This window comes from Marinobacter flavimaris, assembly GCF_045057155.1.
GTDB classification, from domain to species: Bacteria; Pseudomonadota; Gammaproteobacteria; order Pseudomonadales; family Oleiphilaceae; genus Marinobacter; species Marinobacter manganoxydans.
Map to the genome: position 1 here is coordinate 3784180 of NZ_CP171359.1, position 19546 is coordinate 3803725.

Below are 19546 nucleotides of genomic sequence, written 5' to 3' on the forward strand. Positions count from 1 at the left end.
ATAATAACAATTATCATTGAATTTGCAAGCCTGTAATCTGACTATGGCACCCCCTCTGTTAGACTTAAGTCATGCATAAGAACCACAAATAAGAGTTTGAAAACGGAGGTCAGATCATTACCGGTTGTCGAATCCGCTGCGGAGTCTGGAAGTCATGCTGATCAAGCGATGGTTGGGCAGCCTGGCGAATCGGGCCGTTGCTCTGGTGGTTGTCGCGATCATACTGACGGCCTTGCTGGTAACCGTCGCCGGTTTCTTGCTGAGCCGTTCTGAACTGGAACAGCAGGCCCGGAACCAGGTGGAAACCATTGCCACCCTGATTGCCGGGGAGCTGGATGACAAGCTGGCCCTGCGTCTTGAAGCACTCAACCACGTGGCCCAGAACCTGACCATGTCCAGCGATGTTCTGGACGCAAGGGCCAGGGTTCTGATTCGTCGGCAAACGGCCCTGGAGCATCTGTTTGATGCGGTCTACCTGATGGATGAAAAAGGCCTGGTTATTGCTGAGCACCCGGAGGATTACCGTCAGGCGGGGCTGAATGTCAGTGATCGGGAATATTTTAGGCGGATTTCCTCCACGCTCACGCCGGTGATCAGCGAACCCTATATTTCCAACTATCAGGAAAAGCCGGCCATCATGGTGGCTGCGCCGATCTTCGACCACCGCCAACGTTTCATTGGTGTGCTTGGCGGTGCCATTGCCCTGGATGGAAACAATTTTCTTGATCAGTTTATCAACATCCGCATAGGAACTACCGGTTATCTCGGAGTGGCAACCCGCAGTGGTTTTGTGGTGGTCAGTCAAAGGGACGACGAGGCCATGGCGCCGGTGCGGGTAGCGAATCCTGTGCTCCGGGATGCCATGGAGGGGTTTGAAGGCACGCTGGAGACTAACAGCGGCGAGGGTGAACGGACCATCATGTCGGTGCAGCAGCTTACCCAGGTTCCCTGGTTCGTATCAGCTTCCTGGCCGGCTCGAGAAGCGCTGGCGCCGATTACCCGCACTGTGGATGCCTTCTTATGGATTCTGCTGGTGGTGATCCTGTTGATCGCACCTATTGCACTGTGGCGCTTCCGGCGACTGATGGCGCCGCTCAAAACACTGGGCAGCCAGATCCGCGAGCGCCACCTTGGTATGCGCTCCGATCCGGTGGACGTCGCCGGGGGTAAGGAAATCCGCCAGGTTGCCGAGATCTTTAACACGGTGACCGATGAGCGTGATGAAGTTCTGGTGTCTCTGGCAGAAAGAGAGGCATTTTTCCGTTCCCTTACCCAGAGTGCGCCCATCGGTATTGTCCAGACCGACGTCCTGGGCCGTATCGAGTTTGCCAACCCGGCTTTCGAGGCGATCGTCGGCAAACCGGCGGAAGATCTCACATACAGTTACCTGGCCGATCGTGTGGACAATGCCGACCGGCAGGAGGCGATTGCCGGTTGGAAAAATGCGATCAGGAACCAGAGCGTTTTCCGTGGCCGGTTAAGGTTGGAATCCCCTGCTCCGGATCAGGTGATCTGGGGGGATGTGATGACGGCAGCAATTCAGACGCCGGAAAAGGCCCTCGGTACCATCACCGTAGTCCGCGACATTTCCCATGAACTGGAGGTGGAAGAGGCGCTCAGGACAGAGCAGCAGCGCGCCGAGACGATTCTTCGCGTCCTCCAGGAAGGCGTTCTCATGGTAGACGTCGAGGGTGTAATCCGGTTTGCCAACGCTGCCGCCTGTCGGCTTCTGGGAACAGAGGGTGAGTGCTTACTCAGGAACTTTTTCCAGCTGGTCACCATTGAAACTGAAGAGCGGGAATTGACAGCGCAGGAGTTCCTGTCCGGAGAAGATCTGGACAGTCTTTACGTGACTCTGCGGAACTCGCTGGGTGTGCCATTCCCGATTGATCTCACTATGTTGCACATTCGTCAGGGTCGCGAGGATGAGCGCCTGGTGTTCGTGTTACGGGATGACAGCGACCGCCGCCGGCAGGAGGAACGGCTGTCCTGGGAGGCAACCCACGACAGTCTGACTCAGTTACTCAACCGGCGGGCGTTCAACGCCTCGCTGGTCCGATGTCTGGGAGAAGCCGATCGCCAGGACGTCCGTTCGGTACTGATGCTCATTGATCTCGACTACTTCAAACCGGTAAACGATGAAGGTGGGCACCTGCTGGGCGACGATCTGCTCAAACGGCTGGCGGACCTGTTCAAGGACTCGGTTCGCCAGTCCGATACCGTGGCCAGGCTTGGCGGGGATGAGTTTGGCATTATTTTGCCCGCCTGTGGCATGGCAAGGGCGCAGGCTCTGGCGGAACGGATCCGCGCGGATGTTGAGGCTCTTCGCATTGAGCATGACGGCCGGTCATTCGGTGTAACCACGAGTATCGGCCTGACGGAACTGACACCGGAAGACAGCGGCCCCCGGGAGGTTATGGCCCGGGCGGATGAGGGTAGCTACGTCGCCAAATCCCGGGGACGTAACAGGGTTGTTGTGGTTCCGTCACCACCAGCCGGCTGAGAGACTGGCCTGCCATAGCAGGCGGATCGCAAGCGCGGTCAGCACGATATTGAAGATCAGTGTGAACTTCCGGTTGCTAAGGGAACTGAGTACATGGAGCCCGAGCCAGGTGCCGGCGAAGCCGCAGGCGATCATTGCAAGGATAAACGGGAGCCACTCAAAGAACATGAAACCCGCCGCCCCGAACACCAGCGCCTTGGGCGCATGTTGCAGCGTCATGGCGGTGGCGAAGGTGGCCACGGTTTTGAACCTGTCGGTGTGAATCTGCTTGATGAACGCCGCAACCAGCGGCCCGGTGGCGCCCACGAACAGGCTGACAAAACTGGTCAGGGCCGAGGCCAGAAACACCCCGGGGGCACCGAAGGCACCCTTTGGTAGTGCCGGCCCCCAGCAAAGATAGAGAACGAACAGGGCGATGGTCAGCTGCCAGATGTGGGCCGGAAGATTCACCAGTAGCCAGGCGCCCAGCGCCGCCCCTGCGATCACACCGGGCAGGAACGCGGCAATCACCCGCCAGTCTACGTGCCGCCAGGTCAGTGCCGCCCGGCCAACATTGGAGCCCAACTGGATCATGCCATGAACCGGGATGATGGCCGCAGGCGGCATCCAGCTGGCCATCAGTACCAGCAGCAGAACGCCGCCACCGGCGCCTAGGCTGGCGGTGATCATCGAAGTTATGGTGGAGCTGGCAAGCAGGAAAACGGCGACCGGGAGGCTCAGGCTTTCGGGTATCAGTTGGTTGAGTACTTCCATTCACAGAATTCCGTTGATTTGAGTTTGGCCGTGCGACACAGGGCCTCGGTTGCCAGCTGAACGTCGGCCACATAGTAGAGCGATGCAAGACCGAGGCGGTCCCGCCCCAGGTTGTGAAAAATCAGGCCGAAGGCAATATCGCCGGCGGTAAAGCGTTCATGGTTGGCGGCAAAATACTCGGCTGGCTGTGCCAGCACCGGGTCGTCCAGCAGCGCCTGGACCCGTCCGGCGCCGCCATGATAGGCCTGAACCAGTAAAAGGGTGAACAATCGGTCCCTTTTGGCCTCCGGCAAATGGCCGAACCGTTGCTGGAACACCGGTGCCAGATTGCGGGCATTCTGGTTCATCAGCCGCAGGGCGCAGTCGATCTGTGCCAGCCGATGCCAGAAATTGTTGGGGGCAATCTGGCAGTCGGACAGAGCCGCAGGTGACAGCTGCAGGATGCCCCTGGCGTTTGCCCGGGAATGGGCTCTTGCCTGTGCGCCACTCTCAATCAGGATCTGGCCCGCCAGGTAGCGGGGCAAGGCTTGTGGCAGAGTCAGGCGGTTCTGACTGCTGCGGTGCTCGTACACGTAGATCAGTGCATCATGAAGGCTTTCCGGAGCACTGCTGTCGGCAAAATTGAGGTCGTCCCAGGCGCCCCAGATCCGGTCCGCCGGCAGGGTGCCAAGATACCGCGCAACGGCCTCGTCGACGTTCACATGGGGTTGGTCGCAGGAAAGGGCGAACGGATAGCCGGTCTGGCCGGTCTCGCCGGCAACCCAGTCTTCCACCTTGTCATTCTCATACAGTGATTTTCGGGTGGTGTTCAGCAGGCGCTGGGTGGCCTCGCGGTCTTCGCCATCACTGATCCAGGCCAGAAAGCGCCCCCGCATATCGTAGAGGACGTGGCGCTCGGCACTGGCGCAATAGCCGGATTCTTTTAATACCCAGCGCCGGATGGTGAGGATGTTTTCAAATACCCCCTGGCTGACCCAGTAGGGCGAGGACCGGACCACGCGAGTCCAGTCGCTGTCTTCACTGGCCGCTGGCGGCGGGTCCTGGGCGGCAACGGCAACCGGCGCTGCCAGGATGAAAATCACGGCAAGCTGGCGTAAGCTCTTGAGAATTCTGACCATAGACGATATACCCGTGACCTTCCTCAAAACAGAATAACAAAGGGAACCTGCCATGAAGCAATCTGAATATCTTCGTTACGATGCTACCGCACTCGCTGATCTTGTCCGTCGGGGTGAGGTCACTTCAAGGGAAGTATGCGAGGCAGCGGTTGAGCGGGCAACCCGCGTGAACAGCACACTTAATGCGATCTGCTATCCGCAGTTCTCCGAGGCGCCAGCACAGCACTTCCCCGAGCAGGCGGTTTTTGCCGGCGTGCCCCTGCTGCTCAAGGACCTCGCCCAGGAGCAGGCGGGTCACCCGTGTACCTACGGCAGCCGGGGGCTGATAAAGAATATTGCGCCCCAGGATTCGGAATTTGTCCGCCGGGCACGGGACGGTGGGCTGGTTTTCCTGGGGCGAACCGCCACGCCGGAGTTTGGTCTGAAAGCGGTGACCGAGTCTGAGCTCTGGGGGCCAACCCGCAACCCCTGGAACACGGAGCTGACCCCGGGTGGCTCAAGTGGCGGCTCCGGCGCGGCGGTGGCGGCCGGCATTGTACCCATGGCCGGCGCCAACGATGGCGGCGGCTCCATCCGCATTCCAGCTGCCTACAATGGCCTGTTTGGCCTCAAGCCGTCCCGGGGACGCATTTCCTCGGGTCCCTTTATGGGTGAAGCCTGGACCGGTGCGTCTACCGACCATGTGGTCAGCCGGACGGTGAGAGACAGTGCGGCGATGCTGGATGTGCTCAGTGGGCCGGCTCCGGGCGACCCGTTCGAGATTCCCGGGCCGTCTGCGGCCTACTCCGAGCTCATGCAGCGGTCTCCGGGCAAGCTAAGAATCGGCGTGTTCACGTCTTCACCCTACAATACGGAGGTAGCACCGGAGTGCGTTGCAGCCGTGGAGGAAACGGCCCGGGTTCTCGAGAATCTGGGTCACAGGGTTGAGTATGCTGCGCCGGAATTCGACGGCATGGCCCTGGCCCGCTGCTACCTCGGCCTGTATTTCGGTGAAGTGTCGGCGCTGATGGCGAAGGCGAAAGAGCAGTTCGGCGCCACCGACAGCGATTTCGAGCTGGATACCCGGCTGATTGGCATGCTTGGTGAGACGATGCCGCTGTCCGACTATGTCCGGCGGCGCCAGCAGTGGAACGAGTTTGCCAGGGCGCTGGGTGCGTTTTTCGGGAGTTACGATCTCTACCTCAGCCCGACCACCGGGCAGTTGCCGGCCGCCATCGGCGAACTGGAAACGCCGGCCCACCTCAAATTCGCTGCCCGTCTGATGCTGAAATTGAAGGCCGGTAAACTGGTTCATCGCTCTGGACAGGTGGATCAGATGGCCCTGGAAAGCCTGGCCCGGACGCCGTTTACCCAGTTGGCAAACCTGACCGGGACACCGGCCATGTCTGTGCCGATGCACTGGACTGCCGAAGGGTTACCGGTCGGGGTCCAGTTTGGCGGTCCCCACGGCGCCGAAGCGACCCTGCTTCAGCTGGCGGGCCAACTGGAAGAGGCCAATCCCTGGTTCAGCAACTACGAAAGGCTTGAGGACGCGTTCTGAGGTATCCGGGGTTGTGATCCGGCTGGGGAAACTCCACGTTTATCTTTGTAGCCGGAACAGGCTATGCTGTTAGTCAGGAAGACCCCTTCTTCCTGAACGACCCTGATGGCATCGAGGAGGCGAGCGTATTATGAACCAACCGATGGCAATCGACGAACTGGTATCAGTAGCACAGGCCGAGGCCATGGGGGAGTTAGACGCCCCCATGATGGCCATCGTCCTGTCCAGCGAACAAAGCTATGACTTGCCCATCAATTCCCTTGAAACCGATGCCGACAAGGCCCGCTGGGGGTTGATCCTCCGCGCCGCCCGCGAGCATGTTGAAGCGGATGCCGTGGCCGTGCTGTACCCGGCCTGGACCACCATCCGTCACAAGAAACCCGAAGTGGAAGCCGAAGCGGCCCCGGAAGCCATTGAGGAAGAAGCCGAGGGTGCCGACGATTCAGACGGCCCCATCGACACCCTGTTCGTGCAACTGCACACCAGGGATCACGTCTACTGGCGGGGTTTTGAACAGATTCGGGATCCCAAACACCAGCGCATCATCGGCTTCCGCCGGATCAAGGCGCTGTCCACCGATTACAAACGGGACGAAGCACCCTCCGTAGCCTCCTGGCTGAGCACCCTGTTCGAGCCGTTGCCGGAAGAAGGTGAAGAGACTAACGTAGACCGCGAGCTGGCCGACCTGCTGGAAGAGCCGGAAGTCAGTGCAGCGCTCTATCCGCGTCAGATGCGAGCTCTCCACTGAAAGGTAACTGACAGCCGGAACCTTTCGCTCCGGCTGTCAGTGTGTGGATAGCAACGTCAGACAGAGTTGTGCGTTTTGGATAAAGTGGCCGAAGGCTGATAGCTGCTCTCTTGAGGGCAGGTAAGCACCGGATGCATTGTCGGCATAGAACAGACCGACCAGCCTTCCATTTGCCTTGATCGGGCCAATCAACGCCGGCACTTTGCCCAGCCAGCGATCATACGCCACGCCTTCGGCGTTTGGTTTTGGTTCGTAGATGCTGCAATGGGCGTGAGGCAGAAGCGGGCCCAGTGGCCCGGTGCCGTCCTTGGGAATCACGAAATGTTCGCGCCATTCCTCGGTGCCACGGCCGCCGAGTTTTCGGGGCACCAGTTCGTTGCCGGTGCGGTCACTCATCAACAGGGCGACTCGCTGCATACCAATAGCACGGTGTATGCCTTCAATTACCAGCTGACAGACTTCGTTGATATCCGGTTTCTCGGCGAGGCAATGGCTTAATTCGCGCAGGATTTCAAGCTGCAGCTCTGCATCCATGTCCGGCGCCCTTGCGCCGGTGTCGCCTGATTTGCCCTCGGCGCCGGGCATCATGGCAGTGACTTGCGGAATGCCCAGGGAAACGGCCACGCGGGTGGCCTCCGATGCGTTCACCTTGAGCTGGTCGCGAACCACCGCCGGGGGCTCACCAATATCCCTGCCCAGGCGTTCCAATACCTTGTCCATGTCCGGACCGCTCCAGCCCTGTTCTGACAGTCGGGCCATTTCCACGGAATTCCGCACCAGGCTCGAAGCCATGGAATTGGCCTGACCCGGAGACACAACATCCCTGATAAATGGCCCGAGGGACCAGGCCTCCACAAGACCGCGGGTGATTTCGGTAAACGTTGAGTGCAGAACGGCTTTCTGGGCCTCAACCGGCGGTTCCTCAAGCCGCAGTCGTTCCTCGAGTTCCGTCGCCTGTTCTGTCTCGCAGGACCAGAACGCCAGCTCGCCGATGTTCATCAGCAAGGCCCCGATAAAAACCTCCTCCAGGGCCGTTTCATTCCGTTTGGGCATCAGACACCGTGCCTGAACCGCGGCGTGACTGGCTCGTGCCAGGCAGCGCAAGAGGTGCGGGCGGTCGTTGCGTTTCAGGAGCGCGTCGACGATCAGCGAGGAAATGGCCATGGATTTCACGGCATCGAAGCCGATCAGGGTAATGGCCCGACTGACCGTGCTGACCTGCGTCCGCGTCTGGTTGTAGAACACGGTGTTGGACAGTCTCAGCACCTGGGAGGTGAGCTGGGCATCGTTGAGGATGACGTTGGCCAGTTCGTTAACCGTGCTGTTTTGGCTGTCCGTCAACTCATTGATACGCTTGAGAGTGTTGGCCAGAACCGGCAGCTCGACCTTGCTGAGATAAGTGACCCATGCCTGGGTGGAGTTCATCCGTGAGGGCGTTGGCTGTTTTTCAATGGTCACGTTTTGGCATCTCTGGGTGGCGCGGCTCTCGAAACGGAGGGAAATTAAGGTTCTTATGACTTCCAAGTTTAGTTCAGGGCTGTGGCGGATGTCAGGTAACCGTTTGTGTAGGGACATCTACCCACACTGAGAATCATTCCGGAATTCGGGTTTGCCAACCGAATGGGCTATAATCGCCGGTTTTTAACGCTGCACCCACAAGGCGCTGACCGTGATTGTATTTGACCAGGTACAGAAGTCGTATCAGGTAGGCGGCCGGGCGATCCCCGCGCTTCATCCCACCGATATGACCATTGAAACCGGCGAGGTATTCGGCATCGTTGGCCATTCCGGCGCCGGTAAATCGACGCTGGTGCGTCTGATCAACCTGCTGGAACCACCCACCGGCGGTCGTATTCTGATCGACGACGAGAACATTACCGACTACGACGCTGCCGAACTCCGTGCCTTTCGCCGCAAGGTGGGAATGATCTTCCAGCACTTCAACCTGCTGTCGTCGAAAACCGTGGCGGACAATATTGCCTTCCCGATGAAGCTGGCGGGGATCTACTCGAAGGCCGAGATTCGGGATCGGGTTGAGGAACTGTTGGCCCGGGTCAGCCTCACCGACCACGCCAACAAATACCCATCGCAGCTCTCCGGCGGGCAGAAACAGCGAGTGGGCATTGCCCGCGCCCTGGCCTGCCGGCCCACGATCCTGCTTTGCGACGAAGCCACCAGCGCTCTTGACCCGCAAACGACCCAGTCGGTGCTGAAGCTGCTGGCCGACATCAACCGGGAACTGGGCCTGACCATCGTACTGATCACCCATGAAATGGACGTGGTGCGCCGGGTCTGCGATCGCGTGGCAGTGATGGACGCTGGTGAAGTGGTCGAAATGGGCCCGGTCAGCGAGGTGTTCCTGCACCCGAAGCACCCGACCACACGAGACTTTGTCTTCGAGAGCGAAAGCATTGACCGGGACGAACTCCAGGAGGACCTGAGCAAGGCCAGCGGCCGGATCCTCCGCCTGACCTTCAAGGGCGAATCCACCTATAAACCGCTGCTGGGCAGCGTTGCCCGGGAGTCCGGCGTGGATTTCAGCATTCTTTCCGGCCGAATCGACCACATCAAGGACACACCATACGGCCAGCTGACCCTGTCACTGGTGGGCGGTGATCTCGAGGTGGCCATGCAGGCGCTCAAGGCTGCCGACGTTCACGTGGAGGTGCTGCGCTGATGGAAGACCTGTTAAGCAATGTAGACTGGACCGAAATTGGCTGGGCCAGCTGGGATACCCTGGTGATGGTGGGTATGTCCCTGCTGTTCAGCGTCCTGATCGGCCTACCCATCGGCGTTCTTCTGTTCCTGTTCGGCAAACGCCAGCTGCTGGAACAGCCGGTGGCCTATGCGGTGCTGTCGTTCGTGGTGAACGTGCTCCGTTCGGTGCCATTCATCATCCTGCTGATCGTAATGATCCCCTTCACCGTAATGCTGATCGGCACGTCGCTGGGCGTCGCCGGAGCGATTCCGCCGCTGGTGGCGGGCGGTGCGCCGTTCTTCGCACGGTTGGTGGAAACCTCCCTGCGAGAAGTGGATCGCGGCATCATCGAGGCCACCCAGGCCATGGGCGCCAGCGTTAAACAGATCATCTTCGGTGCTCTGTTACCGGAAGCGCTGCCAGGCATCATTGCCGGTATCACCGTTACTGCGATCACTCTGGTTTCCTACGCGGCCATGTCCGGCGTTATTGGTGGCGGTGGCTTGGGCGACCTCGCCATCCGCTTCGGCTATCAACGATTCCAGACCGACGTAATGGTCATTACAGTCGCGCTACTGGTTATTTTCGTACAGGTGCTGCAGATGGTCGGCGACCGTCTGGTTCTGTACTTCAGCAGAAAGTAGAAAAGCTGGATATAGGCCGTTGGGCGGTCGGAGTACCCTTCCGAAAACGTGGAGCGCCAGGGATGGCGCGACCGAGCCCTACACGGACGTATTCACGGGCGTTTTTCGGAAGGGTACTCCGACCGACCGCCGGCCGTACTCCGAACCCGAACTCATTTGTTCAAGATGCTCAACAGGAGAATCGATCTATGAATCTGAAGAAAACACTCGCAGCACTAGCTGCCGCAGCCACGTTCTCCGGCGCCGTTGCTGCCGAAGAACTCTCCGTAGCTGCCACCCCGGTTCCCCATGCCGAAATCCTGGAATTCGTGAAGCCTCAGATGGCCGAGCAGGGCGTGGAACTGGACGTGAAGGTATTCACCGATTACATCCAGCCGAATATCCAGGTGGACCAGAAGCGGATGGACGCCAACTTCTTCCAGCACCAGCCGTACCTGGATGAATTCAACGAAGGCCGTGGTACCAATCTGGTAACCGTGACCGGCGTTCACGTTGAGCCGTTTGGCGCCTACTCCAGCAAGATTGATTCGCTGGACGAGCTCAAAGAAGGTGCGGTGGTTGCCATTCCGAACGACCCGACCAACGGTGGCCGTGCGCTGCTGCTCCTGCAGAAGGCCGGCGTGATCACCCTGAAAGACGAGAGCAAGATCACTGCAACACCCCGTGATATCGCCGATAACCCGAAAGATCTCGACTTCAAGGAACTGGAAGCTGCCACCCTGCCCCGTATCCTGAACCAGGTCGACCTTGCGCTAATCAATACCAACTATGCGCTGGAAGCCGGCCTGAACCCGTCTGAAGATGCATTGGTAATTGAGGGCTCCGAGTCACCTTATGTGAACATCCTGGTGGCCCGTCCGGACAACAAGGACAGCGAGGCTATGCAGAAACTGGCTGCGGCTCTGAAGTCTGATGCGGTTCGCGACTTCATCATGGAAAAGTATGAGGGTGCGGTGGTTCCGGCATTCTGATTGCCTGATCCACGACCATGAAAAAGGCCGGACAGCGAATGCTGCCCGGCCTTTTTTATAGGCTTAAGAGGCTAGTGATCAGTCACCGCTCCAGTTGGCTTTCGGGTCTGGTGTCATCCGCAGGTAGGATTTGACAGCCTTGTAGCCTTTCGGGAAGCGTTGCTTGATTTCTTCCTCGTCCTGAAGGGACGGAACGATAACCACATCGCCACCACGCTCCCAGTTGCCCGGGGTCGCGACCTTGTGTTCGTCGGTCAGCTGCAGCGAATCGATCACCCGCAGAACTTCGTTGAAGTTACGACCGGTGCTGGCCGGGTAGGTAATCATCAAGCGAACCTTCTTGTTCGGGTCGATCACGAACAGCGAGCGCACGGTGAGGCTGCTGTCGGCATTCGGGTGAATCATGTCGTACAGCTGGGACACCTTGCGATCATGGTCTGCAATGATCGGGAAGTTTACCGCGCAGCCCTGGGTTTCATTGATGTCCTTGATCCACTCGTGGTGGGAATCGACCGGATCAACGCTCAGTGCGATGGCCTTGACGCCGCGCTTGGCGAACTCGTCCTTCAGTTTGGCGGTCAGGCCCAGCTCGGTGGTGCAGACCGGGGTGAAATCCGCCGGGTGCGAGAACAGCACGCCCCAGCTGTCGCCCAGCCAGTCGTAAAACGAAATCTTCCCTTCACTGGAGTCCTGTTCAAAATCAGGGGCGGTATCTCCGAGACGTAAAGTCATGTGTACTCTCCTTTGATCATGTTAGTGACAATTTCGTTTGTTATTCCGGCCCTGAAACGGCCGGGTTATGTTCTGAGTGTATACGACAAACCTTGGTGCCAGATGAGGCAATTACAAGGGGCTCAGACCCCCAGCGCTTTCTCCTTCTCAAAATGCTCACGGGTGAGCTTGAACACAATCGGGCTCAGCATCAGCAGGGCAATCAGGTTCGGCAATGCCATCATGGCATTCAGGGTGTCTGCCACCAGCCAGACAAAGCCCAGATTCAGGGTGGCACCCACCGGGATAGCCAGAATCCATGCAATACGGTACGGCACGATGGCCTTTACGCCGAACAGGAACTCGATGCAGCGCTCACCATAGAATGACCAGCCCAGAATGGTTGTGAACGCAAAAACCGCGAGGGCAATGGCTACAAGATAGTTGCCAACGCCGGGCAGCGCCTCCTGGAATGCCATGGAGGTCAGTGCCGCCCCGGATTCCCCGGAGGTCCAGGTGCCGGAGGTGATAATCACCAGTCCGGTAATCGTGCAGATGATAATGGTATCGATGAAGGTGCCGAGCATGGCTACCATGCCCTGATTGATCGGGTTTCGGGTTTGTGCGGCGGCATGGGCAATGGGCGCGGAGCCCAGGCCGGCTTCATTGGAGAAGATGCCACGGGCCACCCCGAAGCGGATGGCTGCCCAGACTGCCGCACCGGCAAACCCACCCTCGGCGGCGATGGGGCTGAAGGCATGTTTGATCACCAGGGCAAAAGCGGCAGGAATATCGGCGGCGTTGATAGCCAAAACCACAAGCCCGGCGAGCAGATAGGAAACTGCCATCAACGGCACCAGGGCGCTGGCGACATGGCCGATCCTGCGGATACCGCCGATCAGGACCATACCCACCAGAGCCATAAGAACGAGGCCGGTCACCCAGTGCGGCAGCCCAAAGTTGGTCTCCATGACATCGGCAACCGAATTTGCCTGCACAGTATTGCCGATGCCGAAACCGGCGATGGCGGCAAAGACGGCAAACAGGACGCCAAGCCAGGCCCACTTGCGACCCAGGCCGTTGCGGATGTAATACATCGGGCCGCCCACGTGGGCACCGCGTTCGTCGACTTCGCGGAAACGCACCGCCAGGACCGCCTCGGAGTACTTGGTGGCCATGCCCACAAGGGCCGTAAGCCACATCCAGAAAAGCGCGCCGGGGCCCCCAAGGAACACGGCTGTGGCAACCCCGGCAATGTTGCCTGTGCCAACGGTGGCTGAGAGCGCTGTCATCAACGCCTGGAACGGCGGGATTTCACCCTCGGATTCAGATCCCGCGGCGGAGCGGCCTTTCCACATCAGCCGGAAGCCGGCGCCCAGCTTCAGAACCGGCATCATCTTGAGACCGAGGCTGAGGAAAACCCCGACACCCAGTATCAGAACCAGCATGGGTGGGCCCCAGACCAGCCCGTTTATCTGCCCTACGAATTCAGAAATAGCTTCCATGGGATCTCCCTCTGTCTGCCATGGATTGGTTTGGATTTTTGACCCGGATTGGGTATAACCGGCTGAGTTTAGTCAGAAATTTTCCCATGTAAACCGATGGCCCGGTAAAAGTGGTGGATTCAGGGGTGATTGCCTATGCTCATTACAATGGCGACCATCCACCGAGGAGAGAGATTCTGCCCATGCGTTCACTCAAAGTTTCAGATGTCATGTGGAACCACATCGAGCCGGTCCGTTGCGGCACGCAGCTCACCAAAGTGGTGAAGACGCTGCTCCACAACCACGTGACTGGTCTGCCGGTCGTTGATGACCAGCGCCATGTGATCGGTTTTATCTCCGAGCAGGATTGCATCCATGCTCTGCTGGTCAGCGGCTATCATCGGGAGGGCGACCCGCTCGTTGACGATGTCATGTTCCGGAAACCGGTCACGATTTCGGCAGAGATGTCGGTGGTCGATCTCGCCCAGAACCTCGGTGCGGGCAAGCCAAAGGTGTACCCTGTTGTGGATCACGGCAAACTGATCGGTATTGTCACGCGTACTGCTATCCTGGCCGAGCTGGCACGAACGGGCTTTGGTCTGGAACCGCCGAAGCACGCCAGTGCCGAATACTGAAACACACTTTTCCCAAAATTGAGGACACTATGGAACTCCTATCCACGAACGTCAGTTTCGAAGGCGAGCACCGCCGCTACCGGCATACCTCCGCTACCCTCGAATGCGACATGGAATTTGCGGTGTATCTGCCGCCCGTGGCTGTGGGCTCCAACCCGAAGAAGGTGCCAGTCCTCTACTGGCTGTCGGGGCTGACCTGCACCGACCAGAATTTCATGCAGAAAGCCGGCGCCCAGAAACGGGCCGCTCAGTTGGGTATGGCCATCGTCTGTCCTGACACCAGCCCCCGTGGAGTGAACCTGCCGGGCGAGGATGACAGTTATGACTTTGGCTCCGGCGCCGGCTTCTACATCAACGCCACCGAGCAACCCTGGGCACCCCATTACCGGATGTACGACTATGTGGTGAAGGAATTGCCGCAGTTGATCGAGAATGAATTGCCGGTAACAGACAAGCGCTCAGTCAGCGGCCACTCCATGGGCGGCCACGGCGCTCTGATCTGCGCACTGAAAAATCCGGGCCGCTACGCCTCGGTGTCGGCGTTTGCGCCCATCGCCAACCCAACCGAGTGTCCCTGGGGTCAGAAAGCCTTCAAGGGCTATCTTGGAGACGATCCGCGAAGTTGGGAAGAATGGGATGCCACGTTGCTCATTCCCACCGCTCGGGAGCGGTTGCCGCTACTTGTGGACCAGGGTACTGCGGACGAGTTTCTGGACAGCCAGCTGAACCCGGATGCGTTGGCGGACGCCTGTGAGAAGTTCCACCATCACATCAACCTGCGCATGCACCGAGGTTATGATCACAGCTATTTCTTCATTGCCTCATTCATTGATGATCACCTTGATCATCATGCAAAAGCACTGGGTTTATAGCGTGGTGACGATGGTCAGGAGCGGAAGCCCCAGACCAAGCTGAAGTCCATGGAAGGCATGACTTCCGGCTCTTCCAGGGACTGGATGCCGAAGTCCGGCTCGCTGGTGTCCCGCTCGAAGGTGCCAGTGTAACGGTTGCCCCGGGAGCCGAAGATGGCCTTGACGAAAGGTCCCCGGGCTCTGACTGGCCGGCGCGTGACCACGCCCACTTCGTTGTTTTCCAGACGAACCAGAATGCCGGGCGGATACTCCCCGAGAATCTGCAGCAGGGCCTTGGGGATGGCCGGTCGGAACTTGCCGTCGGCCAGGTTGGCAATCAGCTTCCGGGCGTCGGCCACGTTCATGCGCTGCCGGTAGGCACGTTTGGTGATCATGGCCACATACCGCTCTGCCAGCGCCAGGATTTCCGCTTCCGGCCGTATTTCGGTGCCACTCAGACCTTTCGGGTAGCCGCTTCCGTCGGCTTGCTCATGGTGTTGCGCAATGATGGTCAACAGGAGCTTGTTATCAATGCCCGCGGCCTGCAGGGCCTGGATGCTGCGTTCGGGGTGTTTGCGAATGACGCCGCGCTGTTCATCGTTCAGCACTGTATTGGAGGCATTCAGCTTGTCGGCGATGGGCACGAGCCCGAGGTTGGCAGTGAGGGCGGCAGCAGTCAGTACTGCAACTCTTTTCTCCTCCAGGCCAAATTGCCGGCCAATAAACTGGCAAAGAATGGCGTAAAACAGGATCTGTTCGTGAATGACCGGGCCAATTGAGTAGAGGTGAACCAGTGCCAGGGTTGCATCGGGTGATTCCGTGCAGGTGCGCTCGATCATCCGGGCCAGGCCGAGGAGCCGTTTTTGGGCCGAAGGATCAGAATCGGTAATGGCTTTCAGGGTTGCTTCAAGGGAGTGGAGCAGGTCCGGGTAATCGGCAAACGGGTTCCTGTCCCGGTTATCCTCGAACACTTCTTCCTGAGGGCGTTCGATCTTGCGAGGTTTGAATCGGCCGCGCTCGAACAATTGCTCCAGCTGGGAATCTGTCTGAATCACATAGCCCTGGCGCAGAAGGATATTACCGTCTGCATCGTAGACGTCCCAGGGCAGGGGCCGGCCGATGGTCAGCGCCCCGGGCGCAATTCGGACAAGTTCGGTCAAATCAGGTGTCTCTGGTGCAGGTTAATTGTGTCGCCAGTGTAACCCCGAATGCGGCTGGGGCTCCACTGGCGCGGGCTGGCTCTGGCCAGGAAGCAGTGCGGTTTTACCTGATTTTACCGCTGCCCCTGTTTCGGGAGGAAGAAAAAATGAGCAAGCGTTCACACTTTGTCTTTTTTGATAGAGAATATGTAAAGAATCGTTGTCCTTTAACGATCATTCAAATTGGTTGAGCTATTCTGGGATTCTGGATAGTACTTTTGTCGGACGAAAACGCTAAATGCTCCATCGCCTCAAGACCGATTTCCGATTTCCGATTATCGATCATCACCCTGCTGGGGGTGAGCGCGTTTCTGGGGATTACTCCATTTGCCGTGATGCGCTACCTGCAGGGCAATCTGCTGGCCGGACTGGTGGATACAACGATTCTTCTCGGTATCTGCTCTGCGCTGGTCTATGCATGGGTAACCGGGGACACGCGACGAAGTGGCGTGGTTGTCGCCAGTGTTGCTTGTGGCGGCGCGGTCGTCGTGGGCATTGTGGTAGGCGAGCCGGGACTGTTCTGGTTATACCCGTGTCTTGTCACTACCTTCTTTCTCGTTAATCCCAGGATTGCGGTAGCCCTGAACATTGCCTCGGTCATTGCCCTGATGGTTCATGGTGGGGCTTTCCGCTCTGATGTCCAGATGTGGTCGTTTGCTTCAACGGCCTTTGTGGTCAGTGCCTGCGCCTATGTCTTTGCCCACAGGAACCATGATCAGCGGGAGCGTCTGGAGCATCTGGCAACGATCGATCCGCTGACCGGCATCAAGAACCGGCGCTCAATGGATCAGGAGCTGGATCTGGCGGCAGCGAATGCCGAGCGTACCGGTTTGCCCTATGCCTTGGTCATGCTGGATATCGATCATTTCAAGAAGATCAACGATGAGCATGGCCATGGCGTGGGCGATGGTGTCTTGACCGATCTGGTGGCGCTGCTGAAACAGAACACCCGCAAGTCAGACCAGCTGTTCCGGTACGGTGGCGAAGAATTCGTACTGCTCCTGCCGGGTGTCGATGGCATTGGCCTCAAGGCAGTGATGAACAACCTGCAACAGGTGCTGCGCAAATACATGAAGCACCCCGGCGGTTCGGTGACGGCGTCGTTCGGCGTGGCACTGCTCGAGCATGGCGAAAGCGTTGATAGCTGGCTTGCCCGGGCGGATGCGGCACTCTATGAGGCCAAGGAAGCTGGCCGGGATCGTGTTGTATTTGCCGATGCTCAGCGCACGCCGGAGCTTGCAGCCGAAACGGCCTGATCGCTATTGGGAGCAAACAGAAAGAGTCTGCACCCCAGCAGAATGCTGGCAGATGCCAGGCCCCCCGTGAGGCCTACCCAGAAGCCGGCAGCCCCCATGGCCGGCACCAACAAGTCCATGAACGTCAGCACATACCCCAGTGGCATGCCGACGCCCCAGAATGAAAACAGCATGATGAACATGGGAATGCGGGTGTCCTTGTAACCCCGCAAGGCACTGATGCAGGTTACCTGGATAACATCGGCAATCTGGAACAGGGCCGCGAACATCAGAAGCTTCACGGTGACCGCCTGTACCTCGGTATCACTGGTATAGAGTGCTGCGATCTCCCGGGAGAATACGAACAGCAGTATTGCAAAAACCAGCGCTGTAGCAGCCGCCAGAATCAGTGAACTTCGGGAGATGAGTCTTGCGGTGGCGGGTGCCCGGGCACCGATAAGGAAGCTGACCCGGAGAGTCAGCGCCATACCGATGCTCAACGGCAGCATGAACAGTAGAGATACCACGTTCAGGGCAATCTGGTGCCCGGCCACCACCACCGGGCCAAGGGGTGCCAGAAACAGAGCAATGACCGAGAACAGGCTGGCCTCGACAAAGATGGTGAAGCCGATGGGCACGCCGATGCCGAGGATGTAGCGCATGCCTGCCAGGTCCGGCTTCACCCAATCGGCAATCAGGTGAAACTGACGGTAAACCCGGCTTCGGTTCAGATACACGAGCAGTGCCGCTGCCGCGACACCGTTGGAAATGGATGTGGCCCAGCCACAACCGACACCGCCCATCGCAGGTAGCCCCAACTTGCCGTAGATGAAGATGTAGTTCATCGGCAGATTGATCAGTGTGCTGAGTACAGAGAATGCCATGATCACGCGGGTGTGCCCGAGGCCATCGGTCAGGCCCCGTAGTGCCGTCATTAACAGCAGCGCCGGGATGCCCCAGGCGAAGGCATTGAGGTAGCCCTGGGTGATGCGTGCGGTATTGGCTTCCAGGTTCAGAAGTGCCAGCACCGGGTGCACGTGAGTCAGCAGCAGGATCATGATCACGGATCCGGCGGCGGCCAGGTAAAGCCCCTGCCAGGTTGCAGGCATGATTTTCCCCACCTCCCGGGCACCGTTGTAGCCGGAAATAATTGGCTGCAGTGCCCCCAGCATGCCTATGAAAAACAGGAACAGGGGCATCCACAGGCTGCTACCAATACCCACTGCCGCAAGATCCTCGGCACTCGCGTGGCCGGCCATGATGGTATCGATCACGCCGTTGGCCATCTGGGCCAGTTGGGCGATCAGGATTGGCCCGCCCAGAATGGCGAGGGTTCGCCACTCTGTCAGTGTTCTGGTGACCAGCGGCTGGCGGGGTTCCGGTAATGGCTGGTGGATCTCATCCATGGGGTTTTATCCCGTGTTTCTGCACTGCAAGTTTCTCCGAAAACCGTTAAAGTACGCGCCTTGATCACAACAGATGGCAGTGGCGATGGGACTTCTGGTTTTTGTTACCGTTCTGTGGGCGTTTTCATTCAGTCTGATCGGCGAATTTCTGGCCGGCCAGGTGGACAGCGATTTTGCCGTGCTCAGCCGTGTGCTGCTCGGTGCTCTGGTCTTTCTGCCGTTCACCCGTTGGCGGGGCGTGGCTTCCGGACAGAAGCTGGGTATTCTGGTTACCGGCATGCTGCAGTTCGGGATTACCTACCTCTGTCTGTACCGGTCCTTTAGCTACCTGACAGTCCCGGAAGTCCTGCTGTTCACGATTTTCACTCCGCTGTATGTGACCCTGCTGGATGACGCCCTGTTTCGCCGGTTTTCACCGGTGGCGCTCCTGGCTGCAGCCATCGCAACTGTCGGGGCGGGTATCATACGCTACGACGGGCTCAGTGAGGACTTCATTACCGGCTTCCTTTTGCTGCAGGTGGCGAATTTTACCTTTGCAGCCGGCCAGGTAGGTTACAAGCACGTGATGCAACACTACCAGAGTGATCTGCCGGGCTACCGAACCTTCGGCTATTTCTTCTTTGGCGCCCTGATTATTGCGTTGCCGTCCTTCCTGATATTCGGCAATGCCGAGAAGCTGCCGACCACACCGGTACAGTGGGGCATCCTGGCATGGCTGGGGCTTGCTGCCTCCGGCCTGGGTCTGTTCCTGTGGAATCGCGGTGCCTGTGTGGTTGACGCCGGCACCCTGGCTATCATGAACAATGCGTTGGTGCCTGCAGGCCTGATCGTCAACCTGCTGATCTGGAATCGCGACGCCGATTTGCTGAGGCTGGCGATTGGCGGTGGCGTGATTGCCTTCTCCCTCTGGGTAAACGCCCGCTTCCATCCCCGGGCCCGGCTGGCGGTTACGACATAAGTACCTGCACGCACTAAGGTTCCGCTCACCTCTGCCGTTACACTCCACATACGCAAGGTAACCTTTGATGAATATCAATGATATTCATCGGG

17 protein-coding genes are annotated in these 19546 nt (G+C 58.8%); 10 read left to right on the forward strand and 7 right to left on the reverse strand.

Annotated elements, in window-relative coordinates; translation table 11 throughout:
• The first annotated feature begins 154 nt into the window (after nt 1–154).
• On the forward strand, nt 155–2503 hold the full coding sequence (locus tag ACGK9W_RS17665; protein ID WP_273069145.1) for a diguanylate cyclase domain-containing protein: 2349 nt from the start codon (nt 155–157) through the stop codon (nt 2501–2503).
• Here the strand turns inward: ACGK9W_RS17665 and ACGK9W_RS17670 are convergent.
• Together ACGK9W_RS17670 and ACGK9W_RS17675 are read right to left on the reverse strand one after the other, a co-directional pair.
• On the reverse strand, nt 2486–3256 hold the full coding sequence (locus ACGK9W_RS17670; protein WP_230706113.1) for a sulfite exporter TauE/SafE family protein: 771 nt from the start codon (nt 3254–3256) through the stop codon (nt 2486–2488). The two genes, ACGK9W_RS17665 and ACGK9W_RS17670, sit on opposite strands and share 18 nt — an antisense overlap.
• Nucleotides 3235–4374 (reverse strand): hypothetical protein, encoded by a 1140-nt coding sequence (locus ACGK9W_RS17675; RefSeq protein WP_273069142.1) that lies wholly within the window; start codon nt 4372–4374, stop codon nt 3235–3237. The genes ACGK9W_RS17670 and ACGK9W_RS17675 overlap by 22 nt, the downstream gene beginning before the upstream one ends.
• A 52-nt stretch (nt 4375–4426) precedes the next feature.
• Between ACGK9W_RS17675 and ACGK9W_RS17680 the strand changes: the two genes are divergently transcribed.
• Both ACGK9W_RS17680 and ACGK9W_RS17685 read left to right on the forward strand, forming a co-directional pair.
• Entirely contained in the window at nt 4427–5914 is a 1488-nt protein-coding gene (locus ACGK9W_RS17680) for an amidase (protein ID WP_053113585.1), read from the forward strand.
• 130 nt (nt 5915–6044) lie between these two features.
• Nucleotides 6045–6662 carry a hypothetical protein gene (locus ACGK9W_RS17685; protein ID WP_053113587.1) on the forward strand — a complete coding sequence of 206 codons (618 nt, stop codon included), beginning with the start codon at nt 6045–6047 and terminating at the stop codon, nt 6660–6662.
• A 36-nt stretch (nt 6663–6698) separates the two neighbouring features.
• Here the strand turns inward: ACGK9W_RS17685 and ACGK9W_RS17690 are convergent, their stop codons facing one another.
• Nucleotides 6699–8120 carry an HDOD domain-containing protein gene (locus tag ACGK9W_RS17690; RefSeq protein WP_405417897.1) on the reverse strand — a complete coding sequence of 474 codons (1422 nt, stop codon included), beginning with the start codon at nt 8118–8120 and terminating at the stop codon, nt 6699–6701.
• Nucleotides 8121–8331: 211 nt separating this feature from the next.
• On the opposite strand from ACGK9W_RS17690, the gene ACGK9W_RS17695 reads away from it, so the two are divergent.
• From ACGK9W_RS17695 to ACGK9W_RS17705, 3 genes are all read left to right on the forward strand, one after another.
• Entirely contained in the window at nt 8332–9339 is a 1008-nt protein-coding gene (locus tag ACGK9W_RS17695) for a methionine ABC transporter ATP-binding protein (RefSeq protein WP_104270440.1), read from the forward strand.
• Complete coding sequence (locus tag ACGK9W_RS17700) at nt 9339–10004, forward strand: methionine ABC transporter permease (protein WP_008176989.1); 666 nt, start codon at nt 9339–9341, stop codon at nt 10002–10004. Before ACGK9W_RS17695 ends, ACGK9W_RS17700 begins: the two co-directional genes overlap by 1 nt.
• A 188-nt stretch (nt 10005–10192) precedes the next feature.
• Nucleotides 10193–10975: a MetQ/NlpA family ABC transporter substrate-binding protein gene (locus tag ACGK9W_RS17705; protein ID WP_405417900.1), complete on the forward strand. Its 783-nt coding sequence runs from the start codon at nt 10193–10195 to the stop codon at nt 10973–10975.
• Between the two features lie 78 nt (nt 10976–11053).
• On the opposite strand, the gene ACGK9W_RS17710 is transcribed toward ACGK9W_RS17705, so the two are convergent.
• The gene (locus ACGK9W_RS17710; protein WP_062783364.1) at nt 11054–11707 is read right to left on the reverse strand and encodes a peroxiredoxin; all 654 of its coding nucleotides are present in this window, start codon (nt 11705–11707) and stop codon (nt 11054–11056) included.
• 122 nt (nt 11708–11829) lie between these two features.
• Complete coding sequence (locus ACGK9W_RS17715) at nt 11830–13191, reverse strand: sodium:alanine symporter family protein (protein WP_219122411.1); 1362 nt, start codon at nt 13189–13191, stop codon at nt 11830–11832.
• Nucleotides 13192–13373: 182 nt separating this feature from the next.
• Here ACGK9W_RS17715 and ACGK9W_RS17720 point away from each other — a divergent pair, with 182 nt between their 5' ends.
• Nucleotides 13374–13805, forward strand: a complete 432-nt coding sequence (locus ACGK9W_RS17720) for a CBS domain-containing protein (RefSeq protein ID WP_041645917.1) — start codon at nt 13374–13376, stop codon at nt 13803–13805.
• Nucleotides 13806–13834: 29 nt separating this feature from the next.
• Complete coding sequence (fghA, locus tag ACGK9W_RS17725; protein ID WP_062783358.1) at nt 13835–14677, forward strand: S-formylglutathione hydrolase; 843 nt, start codon at nt 13835–13837, stop codon at nt 14675–14677.
• 14 nt (nt 14678–14691) lie between these two features.
• Here the strand turns inward: fghA and ACGK9W_RS17730 are convergent, their stop codons facing one another.
• A complete protein-coding gene (locus ACGK9W_RS17730) occupies nt 14692–15816 on the reverse strand; it encodes an HD domain-containing phosphohydrolase (RefSeq protein WP_273045697.1) in 1125 nt (374 codons plus the stop codon).
• Between the two features lie 257 nt (nt 15817–16073).
• On the opposite strand from ACGK9W_RS17730, the gene ACGK9W_RS17735 reads away from it, so the two are divergent.
• Nucleotides 16074–17111 carry a GGDEF domain-containing protein gene (locus ACGK9W_RS17735; protein WP_008177005.1) on the forward strand — a complete coding sequence of 346 codons (1038 nt, stop codon included), beginning with the start codon at nt 16074–16076 and terminating at the stop codon, nt 17109–17111.
• Here the strand turns inward: ACGK9W_RS17735 and ACGK9W_RS17740 are convergent.
• On the reverse strand, nt 17075–18496 hold the full coding sequence (locus ACGK9W_RS17740; protein WP_405417905.1) for an MATE family efflux transporter: 1422 nt from the start codon (nt 18494–18496) through the stop codon (nt 17075–17077). The genes ACGK9W_RS17735 and ACGK9W_RS17740 overlap by 37 nt on opposite strands.
• A gap of 85 nt (nt 18497–18581) precedes the next feature.
• Here ACGK9W_RS17740 and ACGK9W_RS17745 point away from each other — a divergent pair, with 85 nt between their 5' ends.
• Complete coding sequence (locus ACGK9W_RS17745; RefSeq protein ID WP_041646450.1) at nt 18582–19454, forward strand: carboxylate/amino acid/amine transporter; 873 nt, start codon at nt 18582–18584, stop codon at nt 19452–19454.
• Nucleotides 19455–19546 lie beyond the last annotated feature (92 nt).